The organism is Micromonospora antibiotica (genome assembly GCF_017599305.1).
Classification (GTDB): domain Bacteria; phylum Actinomycetota; class Actinomycetes; order Mycobacteriales; family Micromonosporaceae; genus Micromonospora; species Micromonospora antibiotica.
This window is the reverse complement of the sequence record NZ_JAGFWR010000003.1, coordinates 218,047-231,148: the sequence shown is the minus strand read 5'-3', so window position 1 is coordinate 231,148 and position 13,102 is coordinate 218,047. Positions and strand designations below refer to the sequence as shown.

Below are 13,102 nucleotides of genomic sequence, written 5' to 3'. Positions count from 1 at the left end.
TGGTCATGCCGGCCGCCCGGCCCGTGCGGCGGCCACGTCGCGGTACTGGTCGACCAGCCGGTGCAGCGCCGGGACCAGGTCGTTCGGGGTGGGCAGGCCGGCCACCTGGGTCCGCAGCCGTTCGGCGTTCGCCTTGAACGACGGGTCCTTGAGCACCCGGGCCAGATCCTCGGCGAGCGCCTCGGAGGTGAGGTGGTCGGCGTCGGCGACGAACCGGCCGGCCCCCTGCTGTTGCAGGCCGTTGGCGTGGGCCAGCGGCCCCCACCACTGGAAGCCCCAGTGCGTCCCCGGGATGATCAACTGTGGGACGGCCTGCTCGATGGCGGTGGCGAAGGTGCCCGCCCCGCCGTGGTGCACGATCGCCGCGCAACTCGGCAGCAGCATGGCCAGCGGCACGAAGTCGACCACCCGGACGTTGTCCGGCAGCTTCGGGATGGTGGCGAGCTGCTTGGCGTTGAAGGTGGCGATCACCTCGGCGTCCAACCCGCTCACCGCGTCCAGCAGATCGGCGGCGGGAGCCTCGGTGCCGCGCCCGTTGCGGTGCGACTCGCCGAGGGTGAGGCAGATCCGGGGCCGCTGCTGCGGCTCCCGCAACCAGTCGGGGATCCGGGCCGGCGGGTTCACCGCGATGTGCCGCACCGGCACCAGGTGCAGCCCGTCGGGCTGGTACTGCCACGGCGGCATCGGGTCGATGGTGAAGTGCCCGACGGCGACGTCCTCGTCGAACCGGGTGCCGTAGCCGGTCAACACCCGGTCCAGCCAGTCACGCAGCGGATCGCCCTCGTCCCGGGCGGCCCGGCGCAGCTGGGTGATCCCGTCCGGGCCCATCATCATCCGGGCGTGCGGCACCCCGCACACGGTGGCCGCGGCCGGGGCGGCGTACACCATGGAGTCCCAGACCACCAGGTCGGGCCGCCACGAGGCGATCAGCGCGACCAGGTCGGCGATCATCTCGTCGGTGGAGAACAACGCGAAACCCCAGGACGCGCGGGACAGCTTCTCCAACGGGTTGTCCCGGGGGAAGTCCTGCTGCAACGGCATCTCCTGGCGTTCACCGGGCGCCATCACCACCGGGGGCGCCTCGCCGGGGCGTACCCCGGGGTAGAAGGCCGGCATCTCCGTGCGCGTCCGACCCACCTCGACCGGGACGAACCCGGCTGCGATGATGGCGTCGGCGATCTCGGGCTGGCTGGCGACGCGGACGTCGTGTCCGGCCGTGCGCAGCGCCCACGCCAACGGCGTCATGATGTGCAGGTGCGCCTTGTTGGCGTGCGGCACGAAGAGCACTCTCATCCGGTCTCCCTCAGCTCGGTGTGGCGTGGCTCGGCAGGGGCGGCGTCCGGGAGCGACCGGCACACGGACATGCTGCTGCGCCCCCCGTCGACCTCCTCCCCACCATGATCTCGGCCCCGGCCGCCCCCGGACATCTCCATACATGCCCTTTCCCCGTCGGCCACCGGGCATCGTCGAAGTAGGAACCCACCGCCGACCTCTCCATACTCGACGCACAGGCGGCCCCACCCCAGCCACCGGCCGCCCACCGGTCGGGTGCCCCGCACGGCGGCGGCACCGCCGGCCGCCGTCGTGCTCGCGCCGCGCGCGACCGCCCGGCCAGCTGCCGGCACGGCCTTGCCTGCCCGTACGACGAAAGGGACCCCCATGTTCGCCGACGCCGACCCTGCCCTGATGGAACCCCGAGACTTCGCCCGACTGGTCACCGCCACCCCCGTCGACGAACTGCGCCGGGTGATGGGCGGCCCGCACCGCCGCACCATCCTCGACGGCATCTTCGTCCGGATGCCCACCCTGTTCCGGGCCGACCGGGCCGGCAACACCGAGGCCGTCCTGCACTGGAGCGTCGGCGACCGGCGCGAGGGCACGGTGGACACCTACGAGATGGTGATCGCCGGCGGTGAGTGTGTGCTGTCGGAGCGGCCGGACCGGGAGCCCCGGCTCACCCTGACCCTCAGCGACATCGACTTCCTCAAGCTGGTCAGCAGCAGCGCCAACCCGGTCACCATGTTCGTGCTGGGCCGGATGAAGGCCAAGGGCGACCGGGGACTGGCCATGCGCATCCCCACCCTGTTCGACATCCCGAAACCCTGACCCGGACGCGGCGGCGGGGGCGCACCCGGTGCGCCCCCGCCGACGTGTCCCCGTCGCCGGCCGGATCAGCCGGCCAACCGGCGGCTGATGTCCGCCCGCAGCTGCTTCTTGTTCACCTTGCCCACCGCCGTGAACGGCAGCTCGTCGACGGTCACCAGCCGCTCCGGCAGCTTGAACGCGGCCACCCCGGCCCGCTGCATCACCGCCCGTACGTCCTCCAGGGCCACCGTCCGGCCCGGTTGCGGCACCACGTAGAGGCAGACCCGCTCACCCAGCTCGGCGTCCGGCATGGCGACCGCGGCGGCCAGGCTCACCGCGTCGAGCTGGTAGGCGAAGTTCTCCACCTCCTCGGCGGAGATCTTCTCCCCACCCCGGTTGATCAGGTCCTTGTCCCGCCCCTCGATGACCAGGTTCCCGTCCGGCCGCAGCCGCACGATGTCGCCGGTGTTGTACCAGCCGTCGACGAAGGCCCGCGCGGTCAGCTCCGGCGACCGGTAGTAGCCGCGCGGCGTGTACGGCCCCCGGGTCAACAGCACCCCCGCCTCGCCCGGCGACACCGACCGACCGTCCTCGTCGACCAGCCGCAACTCGTCGTCCGGGCAGATCGGGCGGCCCTGGGTGTGGCACACCACGTCCGGCGGGTCGGCCGGGCGGGTCAGGCAGAGCAACCCCTCCGCCATCCCGTACACCTGCTGCAACGCGCAGCCCAGGACCGGGGTGACCCGCTGGGCCACCTGGTCGGCCAGCCGGGAGCCGGCGACCTGCACCCGGCGCAGCGAACCGAGGTCCCGGTCGGGGTCCTTCTCCCGGTACTCCAGCCAGCGTTGCACGGCGGCCGGCACCAGCGAGGTGAAGGTGACCCGTTCCCGCTGTACCGTCTCGAACGCGCGCTCCGGTGCGGGCGACGGCAGGATCACCACCCGGCCACCGGCCAGCAACGTGCCCAGCAGACCCGGCCCGGCCATCGGGTAACCGTGCGCCAGCGGCAGCACCGCCAGGTAGACCGTCGACGCGTCCACGTCGGACAGCTCGGCCGCCCGGCGCATCATGTAGCCGTAGTCGTCGTGGGTCCGGGCGATCAGCTTCGGCACCCCGGTGGTGCCGCCGGAGAGCAGGAACAGGGCGACCGCCGAGCCGGCGGGAGCGGCGGCGTCGAGCGCCGACCGGGCCGCCGCCGGGTCGTCCGCCGGCCGGCACAGCAGCCGCAGGTCGACACTGTCCGCGCGGACGTCCGCCCCGGCCACCAGCACGTGCCGCAGGGTCGGGGCGTCGGCGGCCACCTCGTGCGCCAACGCCTGGTGGTCGAAGTCCTTCAACACGTCCGGTACGACCAGCGCCCGCGCCCCCGTCAACGCCACGATCGCGGCGATCTCCTGCCGACGGTGCGCCGGCAGCGCCATCACCGGGACCGCGCCCAGCCGGAAGCAGGCCACCGTCAGCACGACGAACTCCCAGCAGTTGGGCAGCTGCACCACCACCCGGTCGTCGGGGCGTATCCCCAGCTCCCGCAGGCGGGTGGCGGCCCCGTCCGCGCGGGCGGTCAGCTCGGCGAAGGTGAGCCGTACCGGGCCGTCGACCAGGCACGTCGCGGTGGGGTCGGCGTCGGCGGCGGCGTACAGCTGCGCCCCCAGCGAACGGTGAGTCCAGTACCCCCGCTCGGTGTACCGTGCCACCAGCTCCGGTGGCCACGGCACGGTCCCGTCGAGGGTAGGTCGGGTCGCTTCTGCGGACATGTGGGTCCTCCCGATCCGGTGGGTCGACGCGGCGCACCGGCGTCGGGGCCCGCGCGGCGCGACCGAGGAATTCGCGTGTCGAACTCGCGGGGAAACCGTACGGAGGCGCACCGCCGAGTTCCTTCTCCCGCATTGCGCTATTGCGCCGCCGGGCATTAACGGAGGTCACGGCGGGTGCCGGTGGCCGCCGTCGGCCGCCGACGATCGCACTCAGGAAGGTGCCCCTGTGATCGGTGGGGGAACAGGATGTTTCGCAGTTGAGGTCAGCGTCCGGACCTGACCGTCACCGCGACATTTCCGAAGGACAGCGACCACCGCATCCGGCTGTGTTCCGGGTGCGGTCGGCGATGTGGAGAGGAGCCTGGACGTGAGCCAGGATGGGGAATTTTCTGAGGCAGTGGCCATTGTCGGTATGAGCTGCCGGTTCGCCCCTGACCTTGACTCGTTGGAGAAGTTCTGGGCATTTCTCATCGGTGGTCGACATGCCGTGAGCGCCATGCCCGACAAGCGGTGGGAACCGTACGCCTCGACCAGCCCCCAGGCCACCGCGATCCTGCGGAAGACCACCCGACTGGGCTCATTCCTCGACGACATCGAGGGATTCGACGCGGACTTCTTCGGCATCTCTCCCCGGGAGGCGGACTTCCTCGACCCGCAGCAGCGGATCGTGTTGGAGTTGGCCTGGGAGGCGCTGGGCAACGCGGGTGTGCCGCCGTTGTCGCTGCGCGGTTCGGACGCCGGTGTCTTCGTGGCGGCCAACTCCAACGACTACGGCCGCCGCCTGCTGGAGGACATTCCGCGGACCGGGGCGTGGGCGGTCAACGGCACCACCTACTACGGCATCGCCAACCGCATCTCGTACTTCCTGGACCTGCGGGGCCCCAGCATGGCGGTCGACACCGCCTGCGCCGGTTCCCTCACCGCCCTGCACCTGGCCTGCCAGAGCCTGCGCGAGGGGGAGATCCCGCTGGCCGTCGTCGGCGGGGTCAACATCATGGCCAGCCCGACCCTGTTCGTCGCCCTGGACGCGGCCGGGGCGACCGCCCCGGACGGGCGCAGCAAGGCGTTCGCCGCCGACGCCGACGGCTACGGCCGGGGCGAGGGCGCCGGCGTGGTGGTGCTCAAGCGGCTGTCCGACGCCCGCCGTGACGGCGACGAGGTGCTCGCGCTGATCCCCGGCAGCGGGGTGTTCCAGGACGGCCGCTCCGACGGGATGATGGCGCCCAACGGCTCCGCCCAGGAGCACATGCTCCGGGTGGCCTACGAGCGTGCCGGCATCGCCCCGGAGACGGTGCACTACGTCGAGGCGCACGGCACCGGCACCCCGGTCGGCGACCGGGAGGAGGCCAAAGCGTTGGCCGCCGTCTTCGGCGCCGGACGGCCCGCCGACGAGCCCTGCCTGATCGGTTCGGTGAAACCCAACATCGGTCACGTCGAGGCGGGCTCGGGCATCGCCGGTGTGATCAAGGCGGTGCTGGCGTTGCGGCACGCCGAGATCCCGCCGAGCCTGCACCGCGAGCCGAACCCGGACTTCGACTGGGCCGGCTCCGGGCTGCGGCTGATCGGCGAGCGGTCCCCGTGGCCGGCCGGCGACAGCCCGCGCCGGGCCGGCGTGTCCAGCTACGGCGTCGGCGGGTCCATCTCGCACGTCATCCTCCAGGAGGCGCCGCCCGCCGTGGCCGCCTCGACCGGGGCCACAGCGGACCCGGCGCAGGCCGGAACCGCCTCGACCGAGGTCGTCGCCGGGGCCCGGCCGTCGGTGTACCCGCTCTCGGCGATGTCCGAGGCCGGGGTGGCGGCGCTGGCCGGCCGCACCGCCGACTGGCTGGTGGAGCACCCGGGGGCGTCCCTGCCGTCGGTGGGGCACACCCTGGCGCAGCGCCGCTCGCACCTGCCGCAGCGGGCCGCCGTACTGGCCGCCTCACCCGGGGAACTCGTCGAGCGGCTGCGGGAGGTGGCCGACGGCCGCACGACCCCGCAGGTCGCCCGGGGCCGGACGGTGGCCGATCCGGCCCCGGTGGTCTGGGTCTTCTCCGGCCACGGCGCGCAGTGGGCGGGCATGGGCCGGCAGCTGCTGCGCGACGAGCCGGTCTTCGCCGCCGCCGTCGACGCGCTGGCCGAGGTGTTCCGCGAGGAACTCGGCTGGACGCCCCGCGAGGCGCTCACCGCCGGCGGCCCGTGGAACGGCGTCGAGGTGCAGGCGTTGACCTTCGCCACCCAGGTCGCCCTGGCGCAGACCTGGCGGTCCCGGGGGCTCACCCCGGCCGCCGTGATCGGGCACTCGGTGGGGGAGATCGCCGCCGCCGCCGTCGCCGGCAGCCTGGACGTGCTGGCTGCCGCCCGGTTCGCCTGCCAGCGGGCGCGCGCCCTGGAACGCCTGCAGGGACAGGGCGGGATGGCCATGGTCGGGCTCGGCTTCGACGAGGCCCGGCAGCGGCTCGCCGGTTCGGTCGGCGTGGTCGCCGCCATCTCGGCCAGCCCCACCTCCACCGTGCTGTCCGGGGACCGGGAGACCGTCGAGCAGATCGTGACGCACTGGCGCGAGGAGGGGGTGGCGGTGTGGCGGGTCGACACCGACATCGCCTTCCACAGCCCGCACGTCGACGCCGCGGTGGCCGAGGTCGCCGCTGCGGCCGGTGCGCTGCGGCCCGGAACGCCCCGCACCCCCCTCTACAGCACCGCGTTGACCGACCCCCGGTCGACCGCGCCGCGCGACGGCGCGTACTGGGTGGCGAACCTGCGTGAGCCGGTGCGCTTCACCGACGCGGTGACGGCGGCGGTCGCCGACGGACACCGGGTCTTCCTGGAGGTCTCCACCCACCCGGTGGTCACCCACTCCATCGGGGAGACCCTCGCCCACCTCGGCGTCGAGGACGCCACCGTCGTGCACAGCCTGCGCCGCGACACCGACGAGGAACGTGCCCTGCTGGCCGGCCTGGCCCGGCTGCACTGCGCGGGCGCGGCGGTGGACTGGGAGCGGCTGCACCCGACCGGTTCGCTGCTGCCGATGCCCTCGGTGGCCTGGCAGCACCGGCCGTACTGGATCTTCCCGGAGGCCCGGGCCGAGTCCGGTCCCGGCGGGGGGCACGACCCGGAGCGGCACAGCCTGCTCGGCGGCCGGATGACGGTCTCCGGCGCCCCGCCCCGGCAGGTGTGGCAGACCTACCTGGACATGTCGTCGCGGCCCTACCCGCTCGACCACGAGGTGGTCGACGTCGAGATCACCCCGGCCGCCGTCCTGATCAACAGCTTCGCCCTGGCCGCCGCGGAGGACGGCCGGCTGCCCGCGCTGGCCGACATCGTGCTGCGTACCCCGCTGGCCGTCGCGCCGCCCCGGGTGGTGCAGATCGTCCTGTCGGAGAACACCGCCCGGCTGGCCACCCGGGTCGCCCCGCAGGACGGCGCCCCCGTCGTCGACGACGAGGAGTACGAGTGGATCACCCACTCGACGGCGACCATCGACTGGAGCACCGAACTGGTCGACGGCCGGGTCGACGTCGACGAGGTGCGGGCCCGGTGCCCGCAGGAGTGGTCCTGGCAGCGGGTCGACGAGATGTTCCGCCGGATGGGCGTCGGCGGCTACGCGTTCCCCTGGGACGTCGTGGAGCTGCGCCGCAACGACGAGGAGCAACTCGCCGACATCGTCATCGTGCCGCCCCCGGCGCAGACGGCCACCAGTTGGGCGCACGTCATCGACGGCGCGCTGACCATCAGCGCGGTGCTGGTCACCCCGGAGTACGCCAGGCACCAGTGGATGTCCTCGCACATCGAGTCGGTCGTCTTCTCGGGGGAACCACCGGCGCACATCACCGTCCACTCGGTGCGGTCGCCCAGGTCGCCGCAGGACACGGTGGACGTGCAGGTGGCGAACGAGCACGGCGAGGTCGTCTGCCAGGTGCGCGGCCTGCGGTTCTCCGCCATCTCGGACACCGACAGCGCGGTGGCCGCCCCCCGCGAGCTGGTGCACGAGGTGGTCTGGCGGTCGCTGGACCTCACCGTCGACGGCAGCAGCACCGAGCTGTCCCGGGTGGTCGTGGTCGGCGGTGACGCCGCCGCCGGTGACCTGGCCGGGGCGCTGGCCGGCACCGGGCTGCGTACCGTGCGGGTGGACGGCCCGGACGAGCTGGCCACGGTCGGTCTCACCCCGCGCGACGCGGTCCTGGTCGCACCGGGTGCCGGCGACGCCGGCGAGTCGGCCGAGCAGGCCGCCGAACGGTGCGGCTGGGAGCTGATCCACAGCGCGCAGGCGCTGATCGAGGCCCAGGCGGCCGGGGGCGACCCGGCGGCCGCCCAGCCCCGGCTATGGTGCCTGACCCGGGGTGTGCGGCAGGCGGTGGCGGAGCGGTCGCTGGCCCACGCCCCGCTGTGGGGCATCGCCCGGATCATCGCCGGGGAACACCCGGACCTGTGGGGTGGGGTCGTCGACCTCGCCGACGACGCCGACGTCCCCGCCGAGACCCTCGCGACGGTGCTGCGCCGGCTCACCGGCGACGAGGACGTCGTCTCGGTCACCGGTGGTGAGGTGGCGGTGCAGCGGCTCGGGCAGGTCGAGCGGCCCGCCGACGGCACCGCGTTGCAGTGCCGGCCGACCGACACCTACCTGATCACCGGTGGTCTCGGGGCACTCGGCCTGATGGTGGCCCGGTGGCTGGCCGACCGGGGGGCCCGGCGGATCCTGCTCGCCGGCCGCCGGGGCCTGCCGCCGCGCGCCGACTGGGACGGCGACCACGACGTGCGGACCCGCCGGCAGATCGACGGGGTGCTCGAACTGGAGGCGCTCGGGGTGACCGTCCGGACCCTGGCGTTGGACATCACCGACCCGGTGGAGGTCGCGGCGGCGCTCGACCCGGCCTCGCACGGCATGCCGGCGGTACGCGGCATCGTGCACGCCGCCGGCGTGGTACGCGACGCGATGGTGGACAAGGTCGACCGGGAGGGGCTGCACGACGTCCTCGGGCCCAAGGTGAACGGGGCGATGGTGCTGCACCGGCTCTTCCCCCCGGGCACGCTGGACTTCTTCGTGATGTTCTCGTCCTGCGGGCAGTTCACCCGGCTGACCGGGCAGACCACCTACGCGGCGGCCAACTCGTTCCTGGACGCCCTCGCGGCGCACCGGCACGCCGACGGTCACACCGAGACGACCAGCCTCGGCTGGACGTCCTGGCGCGGGGTCGGCATGTCCGAGTCGATCTCGTCGACCATGCTGGAGGCCAACTCCCGTGGCCTGGACGCGATCTCGGTGACCGAGGCGTTCCGGGCCTGGGCCTTCGCCGACCGGTTCCACAGCCCGTACCACGCGATCCTGCGGGTGCTGGCGCCCACCACCAACGCCCCCCGGCTACCGATGCTGCGGGAGCTGACCGCGACCAGGTCGACCACCGAGGGGGGCACCGGTCAGGCGTTCAGCGTCGACTGGGTCGACACCCCGGAGCAGGAGCTGCGGGAGCTGGTCACCGCCGACGTGCGGGAGCAGGCCGCCGCCGAGCTGAGCCTGGCCGCCGAGGACCTGGAGCTGCGCCGGCCGCTGGTCGAGCTGGGCGTGGACTCGGTGATGACGGTGGCGCTGCGGGTGCGGCTGCAGGGCCGGTACGGCCTGGAGCTGCCGCCGAACATCCTGTGGAACAAGCCGACCATCGCCGCCCTGGCCGACCACATCGTCGACAGTCTCCGCCCCGCGGAGCCCACCGACGACGACCCGGCCGACGACCCGGCCGCGTTGCGGGTGGGCTGACCCCCACCTGCGGCGATCCCGCCGTACCCCGGCCGGTGCACCCACCGGCCGGGGTACGGCTATTTCTCGTCCCGCCCCCGGAAACGATTTCTCGGAAACGGTCTCCGACATCGCAATCGGGGAGATGTCAGCGGTGTCGGACCGCCGGAGGATAGGGGGGACGGACGGACCGTTCGGGGGTGAATGTGTCCACTGTCCGCAGTAGTCCCAGGAGAGGAAGCGACCACGATGTCCACTGGTACCCAGGTGGCTCCGGCCATTGACGGAGAAAAGGCACTCGACGCGTATTACGGGTCGTTCACCAGCGACCAGGAAAAGGAGGTCCTCACCGTTCCGTTGCGCCTGGTGCAGGCCTGGTCCCGCAACGACGCCGCCGGGGTGGCGAATGCGTTCACCGAGGACGGCGTGATGATCCTGCCGGGTGACGTGTTCAAGAAGGGCCGCGACGAGATCCGCTCGTTCATGGCCGCCGCGTACGCCGGGCCGTTCAAGGGCACCGGGGTCACCGGCCGCCCGGTCGACGTGCGGATCATCGCCGACGACGCCGCCCTGATCCGTACCCACGGTGGCATCCTCGCCGCCGGCCAGACGGAGATCGCGGAGGAGCTGGCCGTGCGTTCCACCTGGGTCGTCGTCAAGCGCGACGGCCAGTGGCAGCTCGCCGGCTACCAGAACAGCCCGCGTGGCGCCGGCGCGACGCTGCGCTGGTGACCGGTCACCCACTCGGACAGGAGGAGACAGCATGAGCACCGAGGGCGCATCGCTCGTGGCCGGCGCCAAGCAGTGGGCCTCGTACTACGGCGACTTCCCCAACGGGGTGGAAGGGGCGGTGCTGACCGCGCCGCTGCGCTGCCGGGCGGCGTGGGACGCCAACGACGCCGAGGGCTTCGCCTCCCTCTTCATCGACAACGGCAGCATGCTGGTCGGCGACAACCAGCTGATGAGCCGCGACGAGATCCGGTCCTACCTCGGCGAGCTGTTCGCCGGCCCGTACAAGGGTTCCCGGTTGGCCCTGGAGTTCAGCGAGATCCAGGTCGTCTCGGAGTCGATGGCGCTGGCGGTCAGCGTCGGCGGGGTCGTCTACGCCGACGCCGCCGCCCTCGCCCCGGGCGACAACGTCCGCATCATGTGGGTCGTCGTCAAGCAGGACGGCGACTGGCGGATCGCCTCCTACCAGAGCAGCCCGGTCACCGGCTGAGACCGGTCCCGGCTGCGCCGGGGTGACCAGCGGGCCGTCCAGGGCCGGGACGACGAGGGGTCGGCCCGGCCCTGGACGACGAGAGGAGAAGAGGAACCGATGACCACGACCATGGCACCCTGGGGAGACGCCTCGGCGCTGCTGGCCGCCGCGGGCGTCCCCGAGGACCCGTCCTACTACCGGGGGTACACCGACGCCGACGAGCGGGCGGCGTTGACGGTGGCCATGCGTATCCAGGCGGCCTGGGCGGCCAACGACGCCGACATGTTCGCCGACGTGTTCACCGACAACGGCAGCCTGCTGATGCGCGACGAGCAGCTCACCAGCCGGGAGGAGATCCGGGCGTACATGTCCCGGGGTTTCGCCGGGCCGCTGCGAGGCGCCCGGGTGAAGGGTTGGCCGGTCGAGGTCACCTTCCTCACCGACGACGTCGCTCTGGTGGTGACCGAGGGCGGCATCATCATGGCCGGCCAGGACGACATCGCGCCGGAGAACTTCATCCGGGCCACCTGGGTGATGCTGCGCCAACCCGACGGCCAGCTCCGGCTGGTCTCGCACCAGAGCAGCCCGATCAGGGGCTGACGCCGACGCGGTCGACGACGACCGCCCGACCGCCGCGGTCGTGGTGACGACGGGATCCCGATCACGGATCACCACGGCCCCGGGGCACGCCCGGCGGGGACCGCCCGGTCCCCGCCGGTGGCGCGGAGACCCGCGACCGACAACCGAGAACCTGACCTTGGAGGGTGCAGTGGTGTACGACTACGTCATCGTCGGCGCGGGATCAGCGGGGTGTGTCCTGGCCGCCCGGCTCACCGAGGACCCCGACGTCACGGTGTGCCTGATCGAGGCGGGTCCCCGGGACACCGCCGACAACATCCACGTCCCGGTGGCCTTCGGCACCCTGTTCCGCACCGCCCTGGACTGGGACTACGACACCCACGAGGAGCCGGCGCTGGGTCGGCGGCGGGTCTACCTGCCCCGGGGGCGGGTGCTGGGCGGCACCAGCTCGATCAACACGATGGTCTACATCCGGGGCGCGCGCGGCGACTTCGACGGTTGGGCGCAGCCCGGCTGGGGCTTCGACGACCTGCTGCCGTACTTCAAGCGGTCCGAGGACAACGAGCGGGGGGCCTCGACCTACCACGGGGTCGGCGGGCCGATGGCGGTCTCCGAGGGGCGGGCCAACAACCCGATGTCGTCGGCGTTCGTCGAGGCGGCCACCGACGCCGGCTACGGGGTCAACGACGACTTCAACGGCGCGGGGCAGGAGGGTTTCGGCTTCTTCCAGCTCACCCAGCGCGACGGCCGCCGGGAGAGCACCGCGACCGCGTTCCTGCACCCCGCCCTCGACCGGCCCAACCTGACCGTGGAGACCAACGTCCACGTGCACCGGGTGCTGATCGAGAACGGTCGGGCGGTCGGGGTGACCGGGACCCGGCTGGACGACACGCTGACCGTCACCGCGTCCCGGGAGGTCATCCTCGCCGCCGGGGCGTACAACTCGCCGCAGCTGCTGATGCTCTCCGGGGTCGGCCCGGCCCCGCTGCTGGGCGCGCTCGGCGTGCCGGTGCTGCTGGACCAGCCGCAGGTGGGGCAGAACCTCCAGGACCACGCGCTGATCCCGCTGGTCTACACCCACTCGCAGCCGATCAGCCTGCTCGCCGCCAACCAGCCCGAGCACCTGCAACGCTTCATGGCCGAGGGGCGTGGCCCGATGACGGCCAACGGGCCGGAGGCCGGCGGCTTCGTGCGTACCCGCGACGACCTGACCGCCCCGGACGCGGAGTTCCTGGCCGCGCCGGTGATGTTCGCCGACAGCGGGCTCGGCACCCCCACCCACCACTCGATCTCGTACGGCCCGTCGATGATCGCCCCGCGCAGCCGGGGGTACGTGCTGCTGGCCTCGGCCGACCCGACGGCCAAGCCGAAGATCGTGCACAACTACTTCCAGGACGAGCGCGACCTCGACGACGCGGTCGCGGCGACCCGGATCGGCATCCGGATCGCCCAGCAGAAGGCGCTGGCCCTGTACACCGAGGGACAGTTCGCGCCGCCGGCCTCGGACTCCGACGAGGACCTGCGGCACTACGTCCGGCAGTACGCCCACTCGATCTTCCACCCGGCGGGCACCTGCGCGATGGGCACCGTGGTCGACGAGCAGTTGCGGGTCAACGGGCTGGAGGGGCTGCGGGTGGTCGACGCCAGCGTCATGCCCACCCTGGTCCGGGGCAACCCGAACGCCGCCGTGATCGCCATCGCGGAAAAGGCGGCGGACCTGATCGCCGGGGTCGCGCCGCTGCCCCGGCAGGCCGAGGCGGTCGCCCGGTGACC

General features: G+C 73.0%; 8 protein-coding genes. 6 read left to right on the top strand and 2 right to left on the bottom strand.

Annotated features, from left to right (window positions below):
• Positions 1-3 precede the first annotated feature (3 nt).
• Positions 4-1,293, bottom strand: coding sequence for a nucleotide disphospho-sugar-binding domain-containing protein (locus JQN83_RS09265; RefSeq protein ID WP_208566656.1), 1,290 nt, complete (start codon positions 1,291-1,293; stop codon positions 4-6).
• A 393-nt stretch (positions 1,294-1,686) separates the two neighbouring features.
• Between JQN83_RS09265 and JQN83_RS09260 the strand changes: the two genes are divergently transcribed.
• A complete protein-coding gene (locus JQN83_RS09260) occupies positions 1,687-2,106 on the top strand; it encodes an SCP2 sterol-binding domain-containing protein (protein WP_372443995.1) in 420 nt (139 codons plus the stop codon).
• Positions 2,107-2,171: 65 nt separating this feature from the next.
• Here the strand turns inward: JQN83_RS09260 and JQN83_RS09255 are convergent, their stop codons facing one another.
• Positions 2,172-3,839 carry a (2,3-dihydroxybenzoyl)adenylate synthase gene (locus JQN83_RS09255; RefSeq protein ID WP_208566654.1) on the bottom strand — a complete coding sequence of 556 codons (1,668 nt, stop codon included), beginning with the start codon at positions 3,837-3,839 and terminating at the stop codon, positions 2,172-2,174.
• A 397-nt stretch (positions 3,840-4,236) separates the two neighbouring features.
• Here JQN83_RS09255 and JQN83_RS09250 point away from each other — a divergent pair, with 397 nt between their 5' ends.
• From JQN83_RS09250 to JQN83_RS09230, 5 genes are all read left to right on the top strand, one after another.
• Positions 4,237-9,570: a type I polyketide synthase gene (locus tag JQN83_RS09250; protein ID WP_307799114.1), complete on the top strand. Its 5,334-nt coding sequence runs from the start codon at positions 4,237-4,239 to the stop codon at positions 9,568-9,570.
• Between the two features lie 228 nt (positions 9,571-9,798).
• Positions 9,799-10,281 carry an SgcJ/EcaC family oxidoreductase gene (locus tag JQN83_RS09245; RefSeq protein ID WP_208566652.1) on the top strand — a complete coding sequence of 161 codons (483 nt, stop codon included), beginning with the start codon at positions 9,799-9,801 and terminating at the stop codon, positions 10,279-10,281.
• 31 nt (positions 10,282-10,312) lie between these two features.
• Positions 10,313-10,768, top strand: a complete 456-nt coding sequence (locus tag JQN83_RS09240) for an SgcJ/EcaC family oxidoreductase (RefSeq protein WP_208566651.1) — start codon at positions 10,313-10,315, stop codon at positions 10,766-10,768.
• 99 nt (positions 10,769-10,867) lie between these two features.
• A complete protein-coding gene (locus tag JQN83_RS09235; protein ID WP_145919654.1) occupies positions 10,868-11,350 on the top strand; it encodes an SgcJ/EcaC family oxidoreductase in 483 nt (160 codons plus the stop codon).
• Between the two features lie 172 nt (positions 11,351-11,522).
• A complete protein-coding gene (locus tag JQN83_RS09230) occupies positions 11,523-13,100 on the top strand; it encodes a GMC family oxidoreductase (protein ID WP_208566650.1) in 1,578 nt (525 codons plus the stop codon).
• Positions 13,101-13,102: the final 2 nt, after the last annotated feature.

Coding starts and splice junctions, on each gene's coding strand:
- JQN83_RS09235 (WP_145919654.1), top strand. CDS start 10,868: ATGACCACGACCATGGCACCCTGGGGAGACGCCTCGGCGCTGCTGGCC.
- JQN83_RS09265 (WP_208566656.1), bottom strand. CDS start 1,293: ATGAGAGTGCTCTTCGTGCCGCACGCCAACAAGGCGCACCTGCACATC.
- JQN83_RS09255 (WP_208566654.1), bottom strand. CDS start 3,839: ATGTCCGCAGAAGCGACCCGACCTACCCTCGACGGGACCGTGCCGTGG.
- JQN83_RS09245 (WP_208566652.1), top strand. CDS start 9,799: ATGTCCACTGGTACCCAGGTGGCTCCGGCCATTGACGGAGAAAAGGCA.
- JQN83_RS09240 (WP_208566651.1), top strand. CDS start 10,313: ATGAGCACCGAGGGCGCATCGCTCGTGGCCGGCGCCAAGCAGTGGGCC.
- JQN83_RS09260 (WP_372443995.1), top strand. CDS start 1,687: ATGGAACCCCGAGACTTCGCCCGACTGGTCACCGCCACCCCCGTCGAC.